The organism is Paenibacillus tundrae, assembly GCF_030812775.1.
GTDB classification, from domain to species: domain Bacteria; phylum Bacillota; class Bacilli; order Paenibacillales; family Paenibacillaceae; genus Paenibacillus; species Paenibacillus tundrae_A.
In genome coordinates this window covers 14,892-38,761 of the sequence record NZ_JAUSTI010000026.1, presented here as the reverse complement: position 1 = coordinate 38,761, position 23,870 = coordinate 14,892, and the positions used below count along the sequence as shown (strand labels likewise).

The following is a 23,870-nucleotide window of genomic DNA, read 5'->3' as shown; positions in this document are numbered from 1 at the left end:
CCTCCTTTCTTCAGTGGTTATTTTTTCACCGTTTCTTTAACTTTAATGAGACTGTTTTTCGGTCCAGGAATGGAACCTTTCACGAGCAACACGTTACGCTCAGCGTCCACTTTAACTACTTCAAGACGTTGGATTGTAACTGTATCATGTCCCATGTGTCCTGGCAGGCGTTTGCCTTTAGGAACGCGGTTAGCTTGGATCGAACCCATCGAACCCGGGCCACGGTGATAACGAGAACCGTGTGACATAGGTCCAGTGCTTTGTCCCCAACGTTTGATTACGCCGGCAAAACCTTTACCTTTAGAAACACCCGTTACGTCAACGAATTCGCCTTCAGCGAAAATGTCAGCTTTAAGTTCTTGGCCAACTTCATATTCAGCGATGTTGATACCGCGAACTTCACGAACGTAGCGCTTAGGGGCAGTATTCGCTTTTTTAGCGTGACCTGCTTCTGGCTTGTTAGCATTTTTTTCTTTCTTATCGGAGTAACCGATTTGAATCGCTTCGTAGCCATCGTTCTCAATGTCTTTCTTTTGCAAAACAACACAAGGGCCTGCTTCGATAACCGTTACTGGAATAACGTTACCTTCAGGAGTAAATACTTGAGTCATTCCGAGTTTTTTTCCTAAGATTGCTTTCATGTTGACACCTCTTTTCCTCTATACATGGTCTTTGTTGTAGCTTGTATTACAATTTAATTTCGATATCTACACCGGACGGCAGATCCAAGCGCATCAAGGCATCCACAGTTTGTGGAGTCGGGTTAACGATGTCGATCAAACGCTTATGTGTGCGTTGTTCGAATTGCTCCCGAGAATCCTTGTACTTGTGCACCGCACGAAGAATAGTAATGATTTGTTTTTCAGTAGGAAGCGGAATCGGACCGGATACACCTGCACCCGAACGTTTTGCTGTTTCAACAATTTTCTCCGCGGATTGATCAAGAATTCTGTGGTCGTAAGCTTTCAAACGAATACGAATTTTTTGCTTTGCCATTTTAGTCCCTCCTTCTATCGCCCAATTTTTTATCGGACATACTCCGTGAAAATTTTCTAGCCACCGCCTCATGGCAAAGGGGCCGGGTGTGCCAGTAACCTCTCACATCATCGCAACGTCTCAGAACAACATTCATTATTATATAGAAAAAATGGGCGTATTGCAAGCATATTTAAAAAAAACATTTAAACTAATCTTTTCTGATGAAATGAGTTCGTTTATTGTAGGTGTTTTTCTTCTATATACAAGCTGCCTAACCTATTTTTCTACACTACATATGATGTTCAATTTTAATAGACGCAGGTTCCGAAACGATTACATAATAAAAGAGTTCTCTATCCGATGTCGGATAAAGAACTCTTCCGAAGCTTCGTTACAGTACAATGTTACTCGTTCCAGTACACTGTTGCATATGCTTTATTCAACGTAAAGCTGAATTATTTTTGAATAGATGCTACGGAACCGGCACCTACTGTACGTCCACCTTCACGAATGGAGAACTTAGTTCCTTCTTCAATCGCGATTGGGGAAATCAGGGAAACAGTAACCGTGATGTTGTCACCAGGCATTACCATTTCAGTACCTTCTGGCAAGTTGATGATACCAGTTACGTCAGTTGTACGGAAGTAGAACTGTGGACGGTATCCAGTGAAGAAAGGCTTGTGACGGCCACCCTCTTCTTTAGTCAAAACGTAGATTTGTGCAGTGAATTCTGTGTGTGGCTTAACAGAACCTGGCTTTGCCAATACTTGACCACGCTCGATTTGAGTACGGTCAACACCACGCAACAATGCACCGATGTTGTCACCCGCTTGAGCGGAATCCAACAATTTACGGAACATCTCAACGCCCGTAACAACGGATTTTTTAGTTTCTTCAGTGATACCAACGATCTCGATCTCTTCACCGACTTTAACAGTACCACGCTCTACACGACCAGTAGCAACTGTACCACGGCCAGTGATGGAGAATACGTCCTCGACAGGCATCAAGAAAGGCTTGTCAGTTTGACGCTCAGGAAGTGGGATATAAGTATCGATCTCTTTGAACATGTCAACGATCTTTTGAGCCCACTCACCAGTAGGGTTTTGCAGAGCTTCACGAGCAGATCCACGAGTGATTGGAGTGTCATCACCTGGGAACTCATATTCGTTAAGAAGGTCGCGAACTTCCATCTCAACCAATTCCAACAACTCTTCGTCTTCAACCATGTCACATTTGTTCAAGAATACAACAATGTAAGGTACGCCTACTTGACGGGAGAGCAAGATGTGCTCACGAGTTTGTGGCATTGGGCCGTCAGCTGCGGATACTACCAAGATAGCTCCGTCCATTTGTGCCGCGCCAGTGATCATGTTTTTAACATAGTCGGCGTGACCTGGGCAGTCTACGTGAGCATAGTGACGAGTGTCAGTTTCATACTCAACGTGTGCTGTAGAGATAGTGATACCGCGTTCGCGCTCTTCTGGAGCTTTGTCGATTTGGTCGAATGCTACAGCAGCACCACCGTAAGTTGTTGACAATACAGTTGTGATTGCAGCAGTCAGAGTTGTTTTACCGTGATCGACGTGACCGATAGTACCGATGTTAACGTGGGGTTTATTACGTTCGTATTTAGCCTTTGCCATTTGAACGTGGCCTCCTTAAAATTATAATTTATGTTTTCACTGAATGAAGTGCTCTGAAATGAATTCTTATGCACTTACATCCAGTGTGAGAAAACTACTCGGTGCCTTTTGTTTTGGCAACGATTTCTTCAGCGATGCTCTTAGGAACTTCTTCATAATGGGAGAGTTCCATGGAGAACACGCCGCGTCCTTGAGTACCAGAACGAAGAGTTGTAGAGTAACCAAACATTTCAGACAAAGGTACCTTAGCACGGATGATTTGAGCTCCACTACGGGAATCCATACCTTCGATGCGGCCACGACGGGAGTTCAACATTCCCATTACGTCACCCATGTACTCTTCTGGAACGGTTACTTCTACTTTCATGATTGGCTCAAGCAGAACTGGTTTACACTTGTCTTTCGCTGCTTTCAGCGCCATAGATCCGGCAATTTTAAATGCCATCTCGTTGGAATCGACATCATGGTAAGATCCGTCTACGATAGTAGCCTTAACGTCTACAAGCGGGAAGCCTGCAATAACGCCGTTTTTCATTTGCTCTTCAATCCCTGACAGTGCAGGTTGAATGTATTCTCTAGGCACGGAACCACCGACAATCTTACTTTCGAACTGACTGCCTGTACCCGGCTCGAGAGGTTCGAACTCAACCCATACGTGACCGTATTGACCACGACCACCGGATTGACGTACGAATTTACCTTCAACGCGCGCTGGAGCACGGAATGTTTCACGGTAAGCTACTTGTGGTTTACCCACAGTAGTTTCCACCTTGAACTCACGACGCATACGGTCGATGATGATGTCAAGGTGAAGCTCACCCATACCTGCCAAGATTGTTTGGCCTGTTTCTTCGTCAGTGTGAGCACGAAGAGTTGGATCCTCTTCTGTCAACTTACCGAGAGCAACACCCATTTTATCTTGGTCAGCTTTGGTTTTAGGTTCAACGGCGATTTCGATAACCGGATCAGGGAAGTTCATTGACTCCAAGATTACCGGGTTTTTCTCATCACATAGTGTATCACCTGTACCCGTATCTTTCAAACCTACTGCAGCTGCAATGTCACCGGAGTAAACTTCAGTGATCTCTTGACGGCTGTTCGCATGCATTTGAAGGATACGACCGATACGCTCACGTTTGTTTTTAGTTGCATTCAATACATAAGAACCGGATTGAAGAATACCGGAGTATACGCGGAAGAATGTCAATTTACCAACGTAAGGGTCAGTCATGATTTTGAAGGCCAATGCAGAGAATGGCTCTTCATCGGAAGACTTACGAACTGCCTCAGTTCCATCTTCAAGGAGACCCTTGATTGCTGGAACATCGATAGGAGCTGGCAAGTAATCGATAACAGCATCCAACATCAGTTGAACACCTTTGTTACGGTATGAGGAACCACAGATAACTGGGAAGATTTTAACTTCTACTACACCTTTACGGAGAGCGGCTTTGATCTCATCAACTGTGATCTCTTCGCCTTCCAGGTATTTCATAGTCAATTCTTCGTCAAGTTCTGCAACACGCTCAATCAATTCGTTGCGGAGTTCTTCAACTTGATCTGCAAATTCCGCAGGAATTTCGGTTTCTTCGATATCTTGTCCCAGGTCATCTTTGTACATATGAGCCTTTTGTCCAACGATATCAATGATACCTTTGAAATCATTTTCAGCGCCGATTGGAAGTTGAATCGCAACAGCGTTCGCTTGAAGGCGATCACGCATGTCAGATACAACGTTCAAGAAGTCAGCACCGATGATATCCATTTTGTTTACATATGCGATACGAGGTACGCCGTACTTATCAGCCTGTCTCCATACGGTTTCGGACTGAGGCTCAACGCCTTCTTTCGCACTGAATACACCAACTGCTCCGTCCAATACACGAAGGGAACGTTCAACTTCAACAGTGAAGTCAACGTGTCCCGGGGTATCAATGATATTAACGCGGTGGCCTTTCCAAGCAGCGGTAGTCGCAGCGGAAGTAATCGTAATTCCGCGCTCCTGTTCTTGCTCCATCCAGTCCATTGTCGCAGCGCCTTCGTGAACTTCACCGATTTTGTGCGTACGGCCTGTGTAGAACAAGATCCGCTCAGTTGTCGTGGTTTTACCCGCATCAATATGAGCCATGATCCCGATATTACGTGTATTTTTCAAGGAGAACTCTCTAGCCATGAAATGGGTCTCCCTTCAAAATTGAAGTTATTTTTTATGAACTGAATCCTACCAACGGTAGTGAGCAAACGCTTTGTTCGCTTCAGCCATTTTGTGCGTATCTTCACGTTTTTTAACGGAAGCGCCTGTGTTGTTGGAAGCATCGATGATCTCAGCCGCCAAACGCTCTTCCATCGTTTTCTCACCGCGGTTGCGGGAGTAGTTTACGAGCCAACGTAATCCCAGAGCAGTACGTCTCTCTGGTTTTACCTCGATTGGAACTTGGTAGTTGGCACCGCCGACACGACGAGCTTTAACTTCCAGGACTGGCATGATATTCTTGATAGCTGTCTCAAATACTTCCATTGGGTCATTACCCGTGCGTTCTTGGATCAACTTGAACGCATTATACAGAATGCTTTGAGCAACACCGCGTTTTCCGTCGAGCATGATGCGGTTGATCAAACGAGTAACCAACTTGGAGTTGTATACCGGATCTGGCAACACGTCTCTTTTTGTAACTGGACCTTTGCGTGGCATGGATATCCCCCTTTCTTTCTTGTTCAGCAGATCCTGTACCTTCCAGACCTAAGCCAGAAGGCTTCAGGATAATCTACTTATAATAGTTTAAGCTTTTTTAGCTTTTGGACGCTTAGCACCGTATTTAGAACGAGCTTGCATACGGTTGTTAACGCCTGCAGTATCGAGAGCTCCACGAACGATGTGATAACGAACCCCTGCAAGGTCTTTTACTTTACCTCCGCGGATCAATACCACACTGTGCTCTTGAAGGTTATGTCCGATTCCCGGGATATAAGCAGTTACCTCGAGACGGTTCGTCAAACGAACACGGGCATATTTACGAAGTGCAGAGTTCGGTTTACGTGGAGTCATTGTACCTACACGAGTGCAGACACCACGTTTTTGTGGGGCACTGATGTTAGTGGATTCACGTTTCAAAGCGTTGAATCCTTTTTGCAAAGCTGGTGATTTTGACTTATCAACTTTAGCTTGACGTCCTTTACGAACCAGTTGGTTAATAGTTGGCATGTGATTGCCACCCCCTTCCTCAATTATTCATGTTTCTTTATAAACCTCTTTTCGCTAAGTCCACAGACCCAGGCGGTTCATAAAAAGACAAATGAAAAGTTTTTGCCTTGGAGAATCACTTAAAGTTCTCGGACAAAAACGTTCCTTACCTTATGATTTTACGACTGCAGCCATTGCTGCCCCTACTCCAATCCCGCAAGCTTTGCCGAGATTTTTCATTGTGTCCACTTTCGTGCACTTCACATTATGTTGTTCACACAAAGCAATGATTTTGGAAGTAAGCTGCGGATCACTATCTTCAGCCACATAGACTTCGGAAGCCATACCTGTCTGAACCATCCGCGTGGTCTGTTTGGTACCTATCTTGACATGAGCATCTTGCAAGCCTTTTTCATTAGACATTGTTCATTCCTCCGAATAGGACTAAATACAATCATCTACTCACGCACCTTTGATATATTAGCATCTAGAACAAACATTGTCAATGCTATTACCAAAACATTTTATCAAAAGTTTACGTACACCAGGAACGTCCATCTGTATGAAACAGACGTCCGCTCACTGACGTACAAAACCTTCGATCCTCTTCAAAGGAAGAGCAATCTATTAATCAACCGAAACTGGCTCAAGTTCTTCTACCGAAGATTGACCATCTTCTGGCTCAGCAAATTTGATGCTGCGATAACGGTTCATACCGGTACCCGCAGGAATCAGTTTACCGATGATTACATTCTCTTTCAGACCGAGCAACTGATCGACTTTACCTTTGATCGCTGCATCTGTCAAGACACGTGTAGTTTCTTGGAACGAGGCCGCTGAGAGGAAAGAGTCTGTTTCCAAGGATGCTTTCGTGATACCGAGCAAGATTGGTTTTGCAACCGCTGGCTCTTTATCACTAAGAATCGCAATTTTGTTAGCTCTTTCGTACTCATGCATATCAACGAACGATCCTGGCAACAGCGTTGTATCTCCTGCATCCACGATACGGATCTTACGCAGCATTTGACGGATCATAACTTCCACGTGCTTATCATTAATTTCTACGCCTTGGTTACGATATACGCGCTGTACTTCCTGCAAAATGTAGTTTTGTACACCACGTATGCCTTTAATGCGCAGCATTTCTTTTGGATCGATAGAACCATCTGTCAATTCGTCACCCGCTTCAATTTCCATGCCTTCGCTTACGCGGACACGGGAACCGTAGGTAACAGCATATACTTTAGATTCTGCTTCACCTTGAATTTCAATTTCACGACGATCCTTCGCTTCACGAATCTCTTTAACCACACCATCAATCTCACTGATTGTTGCTTGACCCTTAGGATTACGAGCCTCAAACAACTCTTGGATACGCGGCAAACCTTGCGTGATATCGTCTCCGGCCACACCACCGGTATGGAATGTACGCATTGTAAGCTGTGTTCCTGGTTCACCAATGGATTGTGCTGCGATAATTCCAACTGCTTCACCGATCTCCACATGTTTACCCGTCGCCAAGTTACGACCGTAACACTTCTTGCAGACACCATGACGAGCACGGCAGCTGAGTACAGAGCGGATTTGCAATTTAGTTATGCCTGCTGCAATGATAGCCTCTGCTTTGTCAGAGTCAATCAATTCATTGCGACCTACAATAATTTCTTTCGTTTCCGGATGACGCAATGTCTCGAAGCAGTATCTGCCTTCAATACGGTCATAGAGATCTTCAATAACCTCTTTACCATCCTGGATACGACTTACCGTAAAGCCTTTATCTGTTCCACAATCATCCTCACGAACAATCACATCTTGTGCAACGTCTACGAGACGACGAGTCAGGTAACCTGAGTCCGCTGTACGTAACGCCGTATCGGCCAAACCTTTACGCGCACCGTGAGTTGAGATGAAGTACTCGAGTACCGTCAGACCTTCACGGAAGTTCGATTTGATTGGGAGTTCAATGATTCGACCAGACGGGTTGGCCATCAAACCACGCATACCGCCCAATTGAGTGATTTGCGATTTGTTACCCCGCGCTTTGGAATCAACCATCATCATAATGGAGTTATAACGGTCCATGGATTTCATCAAGATTTCAGTGATGTCATCTTTAGATTTTGACCAAATATCAATGATACGGTCATAGCGCTCTTCATTCGTAATCAAACCACGACGGTATTGATTCGTAACGATTTGTGCTTTTTCTTCAGACTGTCTAAGAATCTCGAATTTCTCATTAGGCACGATAACGTCCGACACGGCAACCGTAATACCGGCACGAGTGGAGTACGTGAATCCAAGTTGTTTGATTTTATCCAGAATAACCGCTGTTTCTGTTGTGTGATAAATCTCAAAGCAACGTGCAATGATGGAACCGAGGTATTCTTTACCAACACCACCTGCTTGAGGAGCATTCATGATCGCTTCTCTCAGGTCGACACCTTTCTCATATACAAATGAGTGATCCGCAGTACCTTGGTACAAGTTAGCACGAGTCGCGTCATTGATATACGGGAAGCTTGCCGGGAAGATTTCGTTAAAGATGATTTTGCCGATCGTTGTCAGCAACATGCCCTCTTGTTGCTCTTCCGTGAAGCTTGTTTTACCAAGCGCCTTAACTGGAATCGCTACGCGAGCATGCAGTCCAGCAGTACCACGTTGGTAAGCTGATACAGCCTCATTAACAGTACGCAGGATCATACCTGTGCCCTTTTCTTCCTTGTTGTCCATAGTGAGGTAGTAAGAACCAAGCACCATATCCTGGGAAGGAGTAACAACAGGTTTACCGTCTTTCGGGTTCAAAATGTTACCCGATGCAAGCATCAGGATACGCGCTTCCGCTTGAGCTTCAGCGGACAATGGAACGTGCACGGCCATTTGGTCACCGTCAAAGTCGGCGTTGTACGCCGTACATACTAGTGGGTGAAGACGAATTGCTTTACCTTCAACGAGAATCGGTTCAAATGCTTGAATACCGAGACGGTGAAGCGTAGGGGCACGGTTAAGTAGAACCGGATGCTCCTTAATTACTTCTTCAAGAACATCCCAAACTTCAGGACTTACACGCTCAACCTTACGTTTAGCGCTCTTGATGTTGTGGGCAAGCCCTTTATTTACAAGCTCTTTCATTACAAAAGGCTTGAACAATTCAAGTGCCATATCTTTTGGCAGACCACACTGATACATTTTCAGGTAAGGTCCAACAACGATAACGGAACGACCAGAATAGTCAACACGTTTACCGAGCAAGTTTTGACGGAAACGGCCTTGTTTACCTTTCAGCATGTGGCTGAGAGATTTCAAAGGACGGTTACCAGGACCTGTTACAGGGCGACCACGACGACCATTATCGATCAATGCGTCAACAGCTTCCTGCAGCATCCGTTTTTCATTTTGCACGATAATATCTGGCGCGCCCAAATCAAGCAGACGTTTCAGACGGTTGTTCCGGTTAATTACACGGCGGTACAAGTCATTCAGGTCAGACGTAGCGAAACGTCCACCATCCAGCTGTACCATAGGACGAAGTTCCGGCGGAATCACAGGAAGTACATCCATGATCATCCACTCCGGCTTATTGCCAGAGTTACGGAAGGCTTCGATAACTTCCAAACGTTTAATTGCACGGTTACGGCGTTGTCCTTGTGCAGTACGGAGCTCTTCTTTCAAGAAATCAAGCTCTTTATCTACATCAAGATCTTGAAGCAATTTTTTAACTGCTTCTGCACCCATACCAGCTTGGAAACCATATCCGTATTTTTCACGGTAGCTGCGGTATTCTTTCTCGGACAACAGCTGTTTTTTCTCCAGTGGAGTTTCTCCTGGATCAGTTACTACATATGATGCAAAATAAATAATCTCCTCGAGAGATCTTGGAGACATATCCAAAGCGAGACCCATACGGCTCGGAATACCTTTGAAGTACCAAATGTGTGATACCGGAGCAGCGAGCTCGATATGACCCATCCGTTCACGACGAACTTTCGCACGTGTTACTTCAACGCCACAACGATCACAGACAACGCCTTTATAACGGACGCGTTTGTATTTACCGCAATGACATTCCCAGTCCTTTGTAGGGCCAAAAATCTTTTCGCAGAACAGCCCTTCTTTTTCCGGTTTCAACGTACGATAGTTGATCGTTTCCGGTTTTTTCACTTCTCCGCGGGACCAAGAACGAATTTTTTCTGGGGAAGCAAGCCCGATCTTCATGTATTCGAAATTGTTGACGTCCAACAAGGAGCAACCCTCCTTAACCAAGTCCTGTATTCTAGGTTACGCCCCCTCCGGCCGAAGCCGGAGCAAGACGCGAGCCTGATGAAAAACGCCGGTCATCATGCGCCCGAAGCGGTTACTCCGCTCCGACCTCTGTACCCTCAAGGTTGAGGCTGAGCTTATCGCTCGCAGCGTCATCTTCATCGTCCATTTCTTTCATTTCAATCTCTTGCTCATCTTCACTCAAAATCTTAACGTCCATACCTAAGCTTTGCAGCTCTTTGATCAATACTTTGAATGACTCAGGAACACCTGGTTCCGGAACATTCTCACCTTTGACGATGGATTCATACGTTTTCACCCGACCAACAACATCATCGGACTTAACAGTCAAGATTTCTTGCAAGGTATAAGCTGCACCATAAGCCTCAAGCGCCCATACTTCCATCTCACCGAAACGTTGTCCACCGAATTGGGCTTTACCACCCAATGGCTGTTGCGTAACGAGAGAGTAAGGTCCTGTGGAACGGGCATGGATTTTATCATCAACCATGTGTGCCAGCTTGATCATATGCATGACACCAACGGTAACTTCACGTTCAAACTCTTCACCTGTACGACCATCATACAGGACAGTTTTACCATTACGTTGCATTCCTGCTTCTTCCATCGTATCGAAGACATCATACTCCTTCGCTCCATCGAATACAGGAGTTGCTACGTGGATCCCGAGCTGCATTGCTGCCATACCCAAGTGAACTTCCAGTACTTGACCGATGTTCATCCGGGAAGGTACGCCCAGTGGGTTAAGAACGATCTGAACAGGTGTACCATCCGGCAAGAAAGGCATATCTTCTTCCGGTAGGATACGAGCCACGACCCCTTTGTTACCGTGACGTCCGGCCATTTTATCACCCTCGGAGATTTTCCGTTTTTGGGCAATATACACACGAACGAGTTGGTTAACACCTGGAGGTAGCTCATCACCGTTCTCACGTGTGAACACTTTAACGTCTACTACGATTCCGTCTGTACCGTGAGGCACACGCAGGGAAGTATCACGTACTTCACGTGCTTTCTCACCGAAGATTGCGTGCAAGAGGCGTTCTTCAGCTGTTAGCTCAGTCACACCTTTTGGTGTTACTTTACCAACTAGAATGTCGCCAGCACTGATCTCAGCACCGATTCGGATGATACCACGCTCATCAAGGTTACGCAGTGCTTCTTCCCCAACGTTCGGGATATCACGTGTAATCTCTTCAGGTCCGAGCTTCGTATCACGCGCTTCTGACTCATATTCCTCGATATGGATGGATGTATACACATCTTCCTTAACGAGTTTTTCACTGAGCAAAATCGCATCCTCGTAGTTGTAACCTTCCCAAGTCATGAAGGCAACGACAACGTTACGTCCTAGAGCCAATTCACCCATTTCCGTTGAAGGACCATCTGCAAGGATGTCGCCAGCTTTGACAACAGCACCTCTTTTGACGATCGGACGTTGGTTAATGCATGTTCCTTGGTTCGAACGCATAAATTTGTGTAATTTATATTTAACAATATCGCCTTTGACTTCTTGGCCATCTACTTCTTCCAAACGACGGAGCCAGATCTCGTTCGCAGAAGAACGTTCGATAATCCCGTCATATTTGGAGACAATACATACACCAGAATCTTTTGCGGCTTTATGTTCCATACCTGTTCCGACAAGCGGAGCTTTAGGAATCAAGAGTGGAACGGCTTGCCGCTGCATGTTCGATCCCATAAGCGCACGGTTGGAGTCATCGTTCTCAAGGAACGGAATGAGCGCTGTAGCGACGGATACAACCTGCTTAGGAGATACGTCCATGTAGTCAACTCGCTCACTCGGCATCGTAAGGATGTTATCCGATTGCTTGTTGTAACGTACAATGATTGCTTCTTCAGCAAATGTTCCATCTTCATTCAGCTTCGCGTTCGCTTGAGCGACAACATAGTTGTCCTCTTCGTCTGCTGTCAGGTAATCAATCTGTTCAGTAACGACACCTGTCTTCGGATCTACCCAACGATATGGAGCTTCAATGAAGCCATATTCGTTTACACGAGCAAACGTAGACAAGGAGTTGATCAAACCAATATTCGGTCCCTCCGGTGTCTCGATCGGACACATCCGGCCATAGTGGGATGGATGCACGTCACGGACTTCCATGCCGGCACGCTCACGCGTCAAACCACCTGGTCCGAGTGCGGACAGACGACGTTTATGCGTCAACTCACCCAGTGGGTTCGTTTGATCCATAAACTGTGACAATTGAGAGCTACCGAAGAACTCTTTAATCGATGCGATAACAGGACGTATGTTAATCAAAGCTTGAGGCGTGATTACGTTAGCATCCTGAATGGACATTCTCTCACGAACAACACGTTCCATACGGGACAAACCGATGCGGAACTGGTTCTGCAAGAGTTCACCTACTGAACGCAGACGACGGTTACCCAGGTGATCGATATCATCTGTGCTACCGATGCCGTGCAGTAGATTAATGAAGTAACTGATTGATGAAATGATATCTGCCGGTGTGATGTTCTTAACTGATTTGTCAATGTTAGCATTGGCAATCAATTTAACCACTTTACCGTCTTCAATCGGCGAGAACACATCAATGGTTTGCATCGGGATATCATTGGCATCCAAAACGCCGTTCGCCACATGATATGTGCGGAAACCAACGCTTTTCTCTAGGTGCGGCATGATCTCGTCGAGCAATCGACGGTCGACCATTTGACCTGCTTCAGCAATGATTTCACCAGTTTCGGTGTCAACCAAAGACTCAGCTAAGCGTTGGTTGAACAAGCGATTTTTGATGTGAAGTTTTTTGTTGATTTTGTAACGACCTACGTTAGCCAGGTCATAACGTTTTGGATCAAAGAAACGCGCTACGAGCAAGCTCTTCGCATTATCAAGCGTAGGTGGCTCACCCGGACGAAGACGCTCATAAATTTCAATCAGCGCTTTCTCCGTGGAATCCGTGTTATCTTTATCCAGTGTGTTGCGGATATATTCGTCATTACCGAGCAGATCCAAAATCTCAGCGTCTGTGCCAAAACCAAGTGCACGCAGGAGAACCGTCACCGGTATTTTACGTGTACGGTCGATCCGGACATAAACTACGTCCTTCGCGTCCATCTCCAGTTCGAGCCAAGCGCCGCGGTTAGGAATAACTGTCGCGGTATACGTCTTTTTGGCATTCTTATCTACTTTAGTGCTGAAGTAAACGCTAGGAGAGCGGACCAACTGGCTGACAATAACCCGTTCCGCACCATTAATAATAAATGTGCCAGTATCGGTCATCAGCGGGAAATCTCCCATGAATACTTCCTGCTCCTTGACTTCGCCGGTTTCCTTATTAATGAGCCGGACTTTGACCCGAAGTGGTGCTGCATAAGTAACGTCACGCTCTTTAGCGTCGTCTACTGTATACTTCGGTTCTCCGAGACTGTAATCGATAAATTCCAAAATCAAATTGCCTGTAAAATCCTGGATCGGCGAGATATCCTGGAACATTTCGCGCAACCCTTCCTCCAAAAACCAATCATAGGATTTTTGTTGGATTTCAATCAGGTTCGGAACTTCGAGTATCTCGTTAATTCGTGCATAACTGCGCCGAGTGCGTCGACCATATTGAACAAGATGTCCTGCCAACTTAAACTCACCCCTCAATGTCTACTCACTTTAAAAATTTCGTTGCGAACCTCTGTTTGTAACCTTATAATGGTACACATACAGAGCAAAGCAATGCATCCACAAATAAAGAAAAGCCCTTACTCGAAATGTCGTTCGAAAAAAGAGCAACTTTGATCGGCGGATGTCTTCCAAAACATTCTTATCCCCAGTTTGCCCAAAATGTACATATTATACGCCAAACGTTGGCATAATAAGCCCGTTCGGCGTAAAAAAAGATTGACATTTTTAGTTAGCTAAAGCCAAGTAGGGCATCTTAATACTGACATTTTACAATAATACCACGACCTGAATTTCAAGTCAATAGTCCTATTGCAAAAAAAACACTCCCCTGCTTACTTTACAAATCGGGAATCAGCCTTCAGCGACTTCTTCCGTTTTCACCGCTTTGAAAATTCGGTAGCCTTTATCCTTTGTGACTTCCTCTACTCTTCCAAACAAAGTCTCTAACTTCGATTTTGCCGAAGGAGCTCCTTGCTTCTTCTGAATGACGATCCACAACGAACCACCAACCTTCAAATGACGATGAGCCTGTTCAAATATAGTATGAACCGTTTCTTTCCCAGCCCGTATAGGGGGATTGGTTAGAATAACGTCAAAGTCTACCTTTTCCACTTCAGCCAGTAGATTACTTTGCATGACGGTAACATTGTTAATTCCATTCGCTTTTGCATTTTCCTTGGAAAGTTCAACAGCTCTCTCGTTGATATCAATCATGGTGACATGCCCATCCGGTACAAGCTTCGCTGCTGTAAGACCCATCGGTCCGTATCCGCAACCCACATCAAGAACGTGAGCTCCTGTCGGAATCTCCATCACATCAATTAATACTCTGCTGCCATAATCAATTCCGTTTTTGGAAAATACACCAGCGTCTGTCACGAACCGCAGACTAAATCCACGAAGCATCGTTTCAGTCGCCTTCCGATCATGCGCTACTTGCGGTTTGTCCGAATAATAATGATTGGACATGCCCTCACTCACTTTCCATTTGCAATTACAGCAACAAACCCCTTGATATAAGTCAAGGGGTTTGTTGTTTTGTTCATTCAGCTTGTAAAAGCTAAATTATTTAACTTCGATTGAAGCGCCTGCTTCTTCCAATTTAGCTTTGATCGTTTCAGCTTCTTCTTTGCTTACTTTTTCTTTCAATGCTTTTGGAGCGTTGTCAACTACTTCTTTAGCTTCTTTCAAGCCAAGACCAGTGATTTCGCGAACTGCTTTGATAACGTTGATTTTGGAAGCGCCAGCGCTTGCCAAGATTACGTCGAACTCGGATTGCTCAGCTTCAGCTGCAGCAGCTCCGCCACCTGCAACAGCTACTGGAGCTGCAGCAGTTACGCCGAATTCTTCTTCGATTGCTTTAACAAGATCGTTCAGTTCCAGTACAGTCATGCCTTTGATTGCTTCCAAGATTTGCTCTTTACTCATGATTGAACCTCCATATATAATTTTATTTTTTTATTTCATACTGCTAAGCAGTATTTAGATCAAGTAGCTTACGCGCCTTGTTCTTCTTTGTCTGCAACAGCTTTAACCGCAAGCGCGAAGTTGCGCACTGGCGCTTGAAGCACGCTGAGGAGCATGGAAAGGAGACCTTCGCGGGATGGAAGTTCTGCCAATGCTTTAACTTCTTCTTCTCCGATTACGCGACCTTCTACAACTGCACCTTTCAATTTCAATGCATCGTTCTTTTTCGCGAAGTCGTTCAGAATTTTGGCTGGAGCTACAGCGTCTTCTCCGCTGAATGCAATTGCAGTAGGTCCTGTCAGAACGTTATCGAGTTCTGTCAATTCTGCTGCAGCAGTCGCACGGCGAAGCAACGTGTTTTTCAGCACTGTGAATTCGATTCCTGCTTCACGAAGTTGCTTACGCAACTCAGTTACTTGGGCAACGTTCAATCCGCGATAGTCAACAACAACTGTAGTTGCGCTCTCGCGCAATTTTGCTGTAACTGTATCAACGGACTCTTGTTTTGCTTGAATCACTTTTGCGTTTGCCAATCTGTACACCTCCTGATCAAATTTATCCCATTAAGAAAAGCCTCCGTAGAATCACGAAGGCTTGATATATACTCATCATCGATTTACATCGTTCTAAGTTCTATAATCACACCTCGGTAGGAAATTAAGCCAAATGGCACCTACTGTCTACGGCAAGCATATTCAAATGTCAACGGTCAGTCACTCGGACTCACAACTTTTATAGAATATCAGAACAGGACGAACCTGTCAAGAAAATTTTATCTAAAAGCTGCTGCGTTCACGCGTGCGCCAGGGCCCATCGTAGAAGAAATGCTGATATTCTTCAGATAAACACCTTTAGCTGCCGCCGGTTTAGCACGGTTCAAAGCATCCATGAGAGCTTTGAAGTTCTCATTAAGTTGCTCGTTAGAGAAAGAAGCCTTACCGATCGGTGCGTGAATTTGACCTGCACGATCCAGACGATATTCGATTTTACCGGCTTTAATTTCTTGAACAGCCTTAGTTACGTCGAAAGTTACCGTTCCGGCTTTAGGGTTAGGCATTAGACCTTTACCGCCGAGCAGTCGGCCCAATTTACCTACTTCACTCATCATATCTGGTGTCGCTACGCAGACGTCGAATTCGAACCAGCCTTGTTGGATTTTGTTGATCATGTCTGCATCACCAACATAGTCCGCGCCAGCCGCTTCCGCTTCTTTCGCTTTGTCACCTTTCGCAAATACCAATACGCGTTGTGTTTTACCTGTGCCGTGTGGCAAGACAACAACACCACGTACAGCCTGGTCTTGCTTACGAGGGTCTACACCCAAACGTACTGCTGCTTCGATAGTTTCATCGAATTTTGCAGTGGCTGCCTTTTTCACAAGCTCTACAGCTTCTGAAGGCTCGTAAGTTGCTTCGCTGTCGATCAGCTTAGCAGCTTCCAGGTATTTTTTACCGTGTTTAGCCATGTTTTATTCCTCCTTTGTGGTGTTAGCGGATATACCTCCCACATCAACCGGTCGCGAATCGACCGGTTTTACGAAGCTATGTTTCAGATGAAAATTAGTCTTCGATGGTGATACCCATGCTGCGGGCAGTACCTTCGACCATACGCATTGCGGACTCAACGTCTGCTGCATTCAGGTCAGGCATTTTTGTTTCCGCGATTTGACGTACCGCATCACGTTTAACGGTAGCGACTTTTTTCTTGTTCGGCTCGCCGGATCCTTTTTCAACTTTAGCTGCCACTTTCAACAGAACTGCTGCTGGTGGAGTTTTAGTGATGAATGTAAAGGAACGGTCTTCGAATACAGAAATCTCAACTGGAATAATCAATCCCGCTTGATCGGCTGTACGAGCGTTGAATTCTTTACAGAATGCCATGATGTTGACACCTGCTTGACCCAATGCTGGACCTACCGGAGGCGCTGGATTCGCTTTACCTGCTGGAATCTGAAGTTTTACCATTTTGATTACCTTTTTTGCCATGATTGACACCTCCTTGCAAAATAGTGGTTAGCGAACCTCTCGGTTCTCCCACAAGAAACTTGAAGAACTATATCTTCTCCACTTGCGTATATTCCAACTCAAGCGGTGTTTCCCGTCCAAACATGTTCACATGCACTTTCAACTTGCTTTTGTCTACCAAAATCTCTTCCACGGAGCCCACAAAATTCGCAAAAGGACCAACTTTAATACGTACGGATTCCTTAATATCGAATTCAATTTTCGGCTTCGGTTCAACCATGCCCATATGCTTCAGAATTTGTTCCACTTCTTCAGGCAACAGTGCAGTTGGTTTGGACCCGGAACCTGTCGAACCGACAAATCCCGTAACACCTGGTGTGTTGCGAACAACATACCAAGAGTCATCCGTTTGGATCATTTCAACCAAGACATAACCGGGGTAAACTTTACGCATAACGGTCTTTTTCTTACCGTCTTTGTTCACCACTTCTTCTTCCATCGGAACAAGAACTCGGAAAATCTTGTCTTCCATGCCCATGGACTCTACGCGTTTTTCCAAATTGGCTTTGACCTTATTCTCATACCCTGAATAGGTATGAACGACGTACCATCTTTTTTCCATATCAAGCCACCTGGGACCCTTCTTAAATAATCGCTTCGATCACAAAGGAGATGCCGATGTCAACGACCCAAAAAAACAGCGTCATAACCACAACAGTACCAAGAACAATCAACGTGTAGTTGGTAAGCTCTTTGCGATTAGGCCAGCGAACTTTTTTAAGTTCAGCCCAGCTTTCTGAGAAAAAGGAAATCAGAGATTTGAAACTTCGTTTCACGCCGACTACACCTCCCAAAAACTATCTGGTTTCGCGATGAGAAGTCTGCTCGTTACAAAACTTGCAAAATTTCTTCATCTCCATGCGGTCGGGGTGATTACGCTTGTTTTTTGTCGTTGTGTAATTTCTTTGTTTGCAGTTAGTACAAGCCAAAGTGATAATTACCCGCATGATGTACACCTCCCGAAGACTTCCGCTCAAGCAGAGTCTCTAAATTGATCCTAAAAAAAAAGCCGCGAATTTAGGCCTACCTAAAACACTTTATCATAAGGGTATAACCATGTCAACGAAAGAATAGCCTTTCATTACTGGGTAAAAGTTCCGCGTCTCTGCATTCGGCTGCTTATCTCTGATTTTCTCTCTTCTCCTACTTGGATCGAACGATTACTAGTATTATCAATCTTTTATTTTATAAACTTAAAGCAGCAAAAAAAGACTCAAACCCCGAGCCTTTTCCGTCAACGCAACAATTGTTCAATTATCTCGTACTTCCAAATACTTTTCAAGTTTTCGCTTCACACGCTGTAGCGCATTATCAATGGACTTCACATGTCTGTCCAGATCGACTGCGATTTCTTGATAAGATCTACCGTCAAGATACAACATCAACACTTTACGTTCCAGATCACTCAAAATCTCTGACATCTTATCTTCCAGGCCTACAAACTCTTCCTGATTAATGATAAGTTCCTCAGGATCGCTGACCTGGGTTCCACAAATCACATCGAGTAAGGTACGATCGGATTCTTCATCATAAATAGGCTTGTCCAGAGACACATATGAATTAAGTGGAATGTGCTTTTGACGTGTCGCTGTCTTAATCGCCGTAATGATCTGCCGTGTAATACACAGCTCAGCGAAAGCTTTGAACGAAGCCAATTTGTCACCCTTAAAATCTCGAATAGATTTATAGAGTCCAATCATTCCTTCTTGAATAATATCTTCCCGGTCTGCCCCAATCAGAAAATAAGATCTTGCCTTGGCGCGTACAAAGTTGCGATATTTGTTAATCAAAAACTCCAGCGCTTCGCTTTCACCTTCACGGACCGCTTCGACAATGTCTTCGTCACTTTGGTAATCATACTTTGATAACATGATATCTTTGAGGTCGACACTCACAGACAATCCCTCCGGCTGCAACGCAAGGTACCCCGTTACTCTACTCTATGAAATATAGGACAAGTATATATGATGCTACCTCACACCGTCAACCACGCTCTGCCTAAAAAAGAACATGAATAACATAATTGTCAAGACTTTCAATATTGTAATATCTGTAAAAACCAAGATTATTCCCTGCGCCAGCGCTCAAATTGTTTCAAAACATCTGGACTGAGTTTCCCCCCAAGTGTATTGCGTGTCGTTTGAGACTGCCTCTCTTCCAAACGTTTTTGCAGCTCTTTTTCGTTCTGCTCTACTTCAATCAGCAGTTCCCTAGCAGACACACGCAAAGCTCCCTGTCCAAAAATGACGTGTTGCTCTACCATATCACTGGTAGCCACATAGATTTGTCGTCTTCGCATACTGAGTTCCCGAACGAGTCTCTCAATGCATTCATCCGCCGTCTCTTTTTCCTTTGTGAAATAGATCTGTATCTTGCTCTGTGTAAAGGATTTGCCGAGTCCGGGCACGAGGTAGGCGTCAAAAACAACAATGACCTTTCGGCCAGAGAAGGCCTGATAGTCAGCAAGACGCGATAGAAGACGATTGCGCGCTTCTTCCAATCCATTTTGCGCTAACTTAGACAGCTCTGGCCAATCACCGATCATGTTGTACCCGTCTACAAGAAGCACATCACGGGAGTCAGCCATAGTTTCTATTCCTGCACTTGGCGTGACCGGAGCACTTCATACATAACTACACCCGCAGCAACGGAAGCATTAAGAGAGTTAATCTGACCTTGCATCGGCAATTTAATCAACACATCACATTTCTCACGGATGAGACGTCCCATACCTTTGTTCTCATTCCCAATCACGAGCGCTACAGGTCCTGTGAAGACCCCATTGCCAAATACATTTTCTTTGGCAGTAACATCCGTGCCGACCACCCACACGCCTTCTTCCTTGAGACGGTCAATTGTTTGACCCAAATTACTTACTCGCGCTACAGGTACATACTCAACAGCTCCTGCTGATGTTTTGGATACCGTAGCTGTAACTGCCGCTGACCGACGTTTAGGCACAATGACACCATGAGCGCCTGTGCAGTCTGCCGTCCGCAAAATGGATCCAAGATTGTGTGGATCTTCGATTTCGTCGAGCAAAATCAGAAATGGGTCTTCCCCCTTCGCTTTAGCTGCGGCAAGAATATCCTCTACCTCAACGTAAGCATAAGGTGCAGCTTGAGCTACAACCCCCTGATGCTGTATACCTGGAACAGTTTGATCCAATTTACGCTTGTCCACATGTTGGATCACAATCCCTAATTTTTTTGCTTCTGCAATAATCGGCTGGGTCAGATGCTTTTGGGCTGTATCCGCAATCCATATTTTATTAATGGTTCGACCTGAGCGCAGTGCCTCCGTTACGGAGTGTTTACCAGCGATCCATTCTTCTTCCATTATTGTTCGATCCTCTCTATAACGCTGCGCGAGCCTTATTCTTTTAGACAAAACTCACGTTGCGGTTTTCGTTGAAATTCAATTATTTTGTCGAAGATTGTGCTTGTTGTTCTGCATGCTCAATCCCACGACCAATCAATGCAATCATACGATCATGTTGACCACTGCTATACAAATAGCCGATCAGACATTCGAGCGCCGTAGCATGTCTATACTCTAGAACATCCGCATTCTTAGGGACGGAACCAGACTTCGCGTTTCGCCCTTGACGAACCATATCACGTTCTTCTTCGGTCAGCACTGGTTCAATTCCTGTAAGAATTCGGCTCTGAGCCTTGGCTGATACAAGCCCTGTTGCACTACGGTGCAGATGATTCGGGCGCATATTGGGTTTGGATAACAAATACTGACGTACCGCCACCTCGTACACAGCGTCCCCAATATAAGCCAGAGCAATTGGAGGAATCAGACGAGCAGGCCGTGAGGGCGGGTAGGGAAACCAGCCCCCCTCAGCGATATACGTTGTTGTTTCTTCAGACTCCATTCGCTTTGTCTCACCTTCTACTGTCGAGGCAGCTTCCGTAAGTTCGGCAATTTCAGATATTTTTTTTGGCTGCTCCTCACTCATTTGCGACGCCATCTCATTCCTTGAGCTGTATCCTCAAGCAAGATTCCCTGTGCAGATAGTTCATCACGGATCTCGTCAGCCCGAGCCCAATTTTTAGACTTACGCGCTTCTACACGTTCTTCGATCAAGCGCTCAATTTCATCATCCAACAGTTCAGGCTCAGCATCAGTATAGATGCGCAATACTGCGTTCAGTTCGCTGAACAGTTCCAGCAGAGCACGAATATCCGCAGCATTTACTACATCCTGTTGTAACAATTGATTCGCTTCACCTGCCCATTCAAATAGAGCTGTGATTGCGTCAGGCGTATTAAAGTCATCTTGCATTTTCTCATGATACTGCTCACGAATCTGTTCCAATCTTGCCGTGAACTCAGCTGAGCTATCCTGATCTACAGTCACTGCCTGCAAACGATGCTTGAGATTAACCACCGCATTGGTGATCCGGTCTACACTGTTCTGCGCTTGCTCCATCGTATCCTCCGTAAAGTTAAGCGGGTTACGATAGTGTGTAGATAACATGAAGTAACGAATGGCTTCACGTTTATATTGCGTACGGAGGTCTTTAACCAACACACCATTTCCTAGTGATTTGGACATCTTTTCATTATCAATACGGATAAATCCGTTATGCATCCAGTAGTTCGCCAGCGGCTTGCCAGTGAGCACCTCGGATTGAGCGCATTCGCACTCGTGATGAGGGAATTGTAGATCCTGCCCGCCTCCATGAATATCCAACGTATCCCCGAGGTATTCCCGCGCCATGGCCGAGCACTCAATATGCCAGCCTGGACGTCCATCTCCCCATGGACTAGACCAGTAGATTTCTCCTGGCTTAGCAGCCTTCCACAGAACGAAGTCTTCCGGATTCTCTTTACGCTCATCCACACCGATCCGAATACCGAACTGAAGCTCCTGCAAATTCTGCTTAGATAATTTACCATACTCCGCAAACTTGCTAGTTCGATAGTATACATCCCCACCGTTTTCGTATGCGATATCTTTTTCCACCAGCTCACGGATGAAATCAATAATGAGCGGCATGTTTTCGGTTACTCTCGGATTGCTGCTAGCCTTAGGAATACCTAGTCCTTCAAGGTCTTCGTAATAGGCTGCAATGAACTTTTCTGCTACATGTGGTACGTCTGTACCAAGTTGCTCTGCTTTGCGGATAAGCTTATCGTCAACATCTGTAAAGTTAACGACATAGTTCACGTCATGTCCGGTCTGTTCCAAATAACCACGAACCGTGTCGAAGAAGATCACTGGACGTGCATTACCAATATGGATGTAATCATATACCGTCGGTCCGCACACATACATCTTCACTTTCCCCGGCTCTTGGGGGACAAATTTTTCTTTTGCACGACTCATTGTATTGTAAATTTGAAGCGTCATGGTCACTTTCCTTTCGTTCTTTTCCGCATGAAATGAATGAGTTCGACTTATCTAGCACTCGTCTTCATCTCATGCTTCCTTTATTTATTGTATCACGCGAAGACTCCATCTCACGGGTATTCTGCATCGTACGTACCTCTTCCCGCAAGCGTTCAATTTCTTGTTGCATACTTCGCAAAGAATCAATGACTGGATCTGGTAACTGTTGATTCAGACGATCGACACGGCGCCCATCCTGTTTGACAATTCTCCCCGGGATACCCACAACCGTACTATTCGCTGGCACCTCTTTCAGTACAACCGAGTTGGCTCCAATGTTGCATTGATCCCCCACACTGAACGAACCAAGCACTTTGGCACCTGACGAGATAACCACATTATTACCAATTGTCGGATGTCTCTTACCTTTTTCTTTTCCCGTCCCCCCAAGAGTAACCCCTTGATAGATAACAACGTCGTCACCAATCTCACACGTTTCACCAATAACTACACCCATTCCATGGTCAATAAACAATCGATTGCCGATTGTAGCACCAGGATGGATTTCGATTCCTGTCATAAAACGGCTAATCTGTGAAATAAACCGGGCGAACGAGAAGAACCTTCGCTTGTATAAAAAATGCGCGATCCGATGCGCCCATATCGCATGCAGCCCCGAGTAAGTAAATACCACCTCAAACCATCCCCGGGCCGCTGGATCGTTTTCAAACACCGCCTGGATATCTGATCTGATCTTCTTAAACATGCTCGTTCCCCTCTTGTTCAGGTTCTCGTCCTCCGGTTTACCGGACGGCGCATTCCTTGATAGTGTACTCCTAGCTTCACACCTATGCACATGTTAGGACTCCGTACTCCAGACATACAAAAAACGCCCCTGTAGCTATGTAAGCTACAGAGGCGTTAATCGCGGTCCCACTCTGCTCAGTTCACCTGTACAACAATGAACCCTCAAACGGTTTAATAACGGGAACCAACCGTCACAACCTATCCTAACGTTTTCCCTTATCCTAATCGACAAGGGCGGGGCTGGATTCGGCTATGCAGCTCACAGGCGCATTTCGGTTGACGGACAGCGGATGGCTCACAGCCACCGCACCAAAGAACTTCATTCTTTAGGCAGGGCCATCCTCTCTGAATCTGTCCGGCTCAACGTACTCCTCCCGGTCTTTGCTGTTCTATATAGATAAATCATATCATTTATTCGTTGTGTTGCTATTATAGCGAAAAGGGTTGAGACTGACAACCGGCTTCCCCTGTAATCGACAGAA

General features: G+C 45.4%; 23 protein-coding genes and 1 other annotated feature. All 23 genes read right to left on the bottom strand.

All coding sequences use genetic code 11. The features are described from left to right. Positions 1-17: 17 nt before the first annotated feature. Complete coding sequence (gene rplC, locus J2T19_RS26580) at positions 18-641, bottom strand: 50S ribosomal protein L3 (RefSeq protein ID WP_056697686.1); 624 nt, start codon at positions 639-641, stop codon at positions 18-20. Between the two features lie 46 nt (positions 642-687). Beyond that, a complete protein-coding gene (gene rpsJ, locus J2T19_RS26575) occupies positions 688-996 on the bottom strand; it encodes a 30S ribosomal protein S10 (protein ID WP_017692074.1) in 309 nt (102 codons plus the stop codon). 437 nt (positions 997-1,433) lie between these two features. Then, entirely contained in the window at positions 1,434-2,624 is a 1,191-nt protein-coding gene (gene tuf, locus J2T19_RS26570) for an elongation factor Tu (RefSeq protein WP_145053340.1), read from the bottom strand. Positions 2,625-2,718: 94 nt separating this feature from the next. Beyond that, a complete protein-coding gene (gene fusA / locus J2T19_RS26565) occupies positions 2,719-4,797 on the bottom strand; it encodes an elongation factor G (RefSeq protein ID WP_307221354.1) in 2,079 nt (692 codons plus the stop codon). A gap of 48 nt (positions 4,798-4,845) precedes the next feature. Next, the gene (gene rpsG / locus J2T19_RS26560; RefSeq protein ID WP_056697679.1) at positions 4,846-5,316 is read right to left on the bottom strand and encodes a 30S ribosomal protein S7; all 471 of its coding nucleotides are present in this window, start codon (positions 5,314-5,316) and stop codon (positions 4,846-4,848) included. Positions 5,317-5,403: 87 nt separating this feature from the next. After that, on the bottom strand, positions 5,404-5,826 hold the full coding sequence (rpsL, locus tag J2T19_RS26555; RefSeq protein ID WP_056697677.1) for a 30S ribosomal protein S12: 423 nt from the start codon (positions 5,824-5,826) through the stop codon (positions 5,404-5,406). 150 nt (positions 5,827-5,976) lie between these two features. Next, positions 5,977-6,228 (bottom strand): ribosomal L7Ae/L30e/S12e/Gadd45 family protein, encoded by a 252-nt coding sequence (locus tag J2T19_RS26550; protein WP_056697674.1) that lies wholly within the window; start codon positions 6,226-6,228, stop codon positions 5,977-5,979. Between the two features lie 204 nt (positions 6,229-6,432). Continuing rightward, positions 6,433-10,047: a DNA-directed RNA polymerase subunit beta' gene (gene rpoC / locus J2T19_RS26545; RefSeq protein WP_307221348.1), complete on the bottom strand. Its 3,615-nt coding sequence runs from the start codon at positions 10,045-10,047 to the stop codon at positions 6,433-6,435. A gap of 112 nt (positions 10,048-10,159) precedes the next feature. Further along, positions 10,160-13,705 (bottom strand): DNA-directed RNA polymerase subunit beta, encoded by a 3,546-nt coding sequence (gene rpoB, locus J2T19_RS26540; protein WP_307221346.1) that lies wholly within the window; start codon positions 13,703-13,705, stop codon positions 10,160-10,162. 393 nt (positions 13,706-14,098) lie between these two features. Next, entirely contained in the window at positions 14,099-14,716 is a 618-nt protein-coding gene (locus tag J2T19_RS26535) for a class I SAM-dependent methyltransferase (RefSeq protein ID WP_307221343.1), read from the bottom strand. Positions 14,717-14,812: 96 nt separating this feature from the next. Further along, positions 14,813-15,175: a 50S ribosomal protein L7/L12 gene (rplL, locus tag J2T19_RS26530; protein WP_145053353.1), complete on the bottom strand. Its 363-nt coding sequence runs from the start codon at positions 15,173-15,175 to the stop codon at positions 14,813-14,815. Between the two features lie 68 nt (positions 15,176-15,243). Then, the gene (rplJ, locus tag J2T19_RS26525) at positions 15,244-15,747 is read right to left on the bottom strand and encodes a 50S ribosomal protein L10 (protein ID WP_307221341.1); all 504 of its coding nucleotides are present in this window, start codon (positions 15,745-15,747) and stop codon (positions 15,244-15,246) included. A 24-nt stretch (positions 15,748-15,771) separates the two neighbouring features. Beyond that, positions 15,772-15,918, bottom strand: a sequence feature (ribosomal protein L10 leader region). A gap of 68 nt (positions 15,919-15,986) precedes the next feature. Then, positions 15,987-16,679: a 50S ribosomal protein L1 gene (gene rplA, locus J2T19_RS26520; RefSeq protein WP_056697658.1), complete on the bottom strand. Its 693-nt coding sequence runs from the start codon at positions 16,677-16,679 to the stop codon at positions 15,987-15,989. A 94-nt stretch (positions 16,680-16,773) separates the two neighbouring features. Continuing rightward, positions 16,774-17,199 (bottom strand): 50S ribosomal protein L11, encoded by a 426-nt coding sequence (gene rplK / locus J2T19_RS26515; protein ID WP_017692062.1) that lies wholly within the window; start codon positions 17,197-17,199, stop codon positions 16,774-16,776. 67 nt (positions 17,200-17,266) lie between these two features. After that, entirely contained in the window at positions 17,267-17,800 is a 534-nt protein-coding gene (nusG, locus tag J2T19_RS26510; protein ID WP_056697652.1) for a transcription termination/antitermination protein NusG, read from the bottom strand. A 22-nt stretch (positions 17,801-17,822) separates the two neighbouring features. Continuing rightward, a complete protein-coding gene (gene secE, locus J2T19_RS26505) occupies positions 17,823-18,014 on the bottom strand; it encodes a preprotein translocase subunit SecE (protein WP_056697649.1) in 192 nt (63 codons plus the stop codon). Positions 18,015-18,035: 21 nt separating this feature from the next. Then, a complete protein-coding gene (rpmG, locus tag J2T19_RS26500) occupies positions 18,036-18,185 on the bottom strand; it encodes a 50S ribosomal protein L33 (RefSeq protein ID WP_072735843.1) in 150 nt (49 codons plus the stop codon). A gap of 303 nt (positions 18,186-18,488) precedes the next feature. After that, positions 18,489-19,133 carry an RNA polymerase sporulation sigma factor SigH gene (gene sigH, locus J2T19_RS26495; protein ID WP_024633601.1) on the bottom strand — a complete coding sequence of 215 codons (645 nt, stop codon included), beginning with the start codon at positions 19,131-19,133 and terminating at the stop codon, positions 18,489-18,491. A 170-nt stretch (positions 19,134-19,303) separates the two neighbouring features. After that, positions 19,304-19,825, bottom strand: coding sequence for an NYN domain-containing protein (locus J2T19_RS26490; RefSeq protein ID WP_128103684.1), 522 nt, complete (start codon positions 19,823-19,825; stop codon positions 19,304-19,306). A 5-nt stretch (positions 19,826-19,830) separates the two neighbouring features. After that, complete coding sequence (rlmB, locus tag J2T19_RS26485) at positions 19,831-20,577, bottom strand: 23S rRNA (guanosine(2251)-2'-O)-methyltransferase RlmB (protein WP_239294133.1); 747 nt, start codon at positions 20,575-20,577, stop codon at positions 19,831-19,833. Positions 20,578-20,659: 82 nt separating this feature from the next. Further along, positions 20,660-21,121: a Mini-ribonuclease 3 gene (locus J2T19_RS26480; RefSeq protein ID WP_307221380.1), complete on the bottom strand. Its 462-nt coding sequence runs from the start codon at positions 21,119-21,121 to the stop codon at positions 20,660-20,662. 80 nt (positions 21,122-21,201) lie between these two features. Then, entirely contained in the window at positions 21,202-22,602 is a 1,401-nt protein-coding gene (cysS, locus tag J2T19_RS26475) for a cysteine--tRNA ligase (RefSeq protein WP_307221332.1), read from the bottom strand. Between the two features lie 64 nt (positions 22,603-22,666). Next, positions 22,667-23,347 (bottom strand): serine O-acetyltransferase, encoded by a 681-nt coding sequence (cysE, locus tag J2T19_RS26470; RefSeq protein WP_307221330.1) that lies wholly within the window; start codon positions 23,345-23,347, stop codon positions 22,667-22,669. Positions 23,348-23,870: the final 523 nt, after the last annotated feature.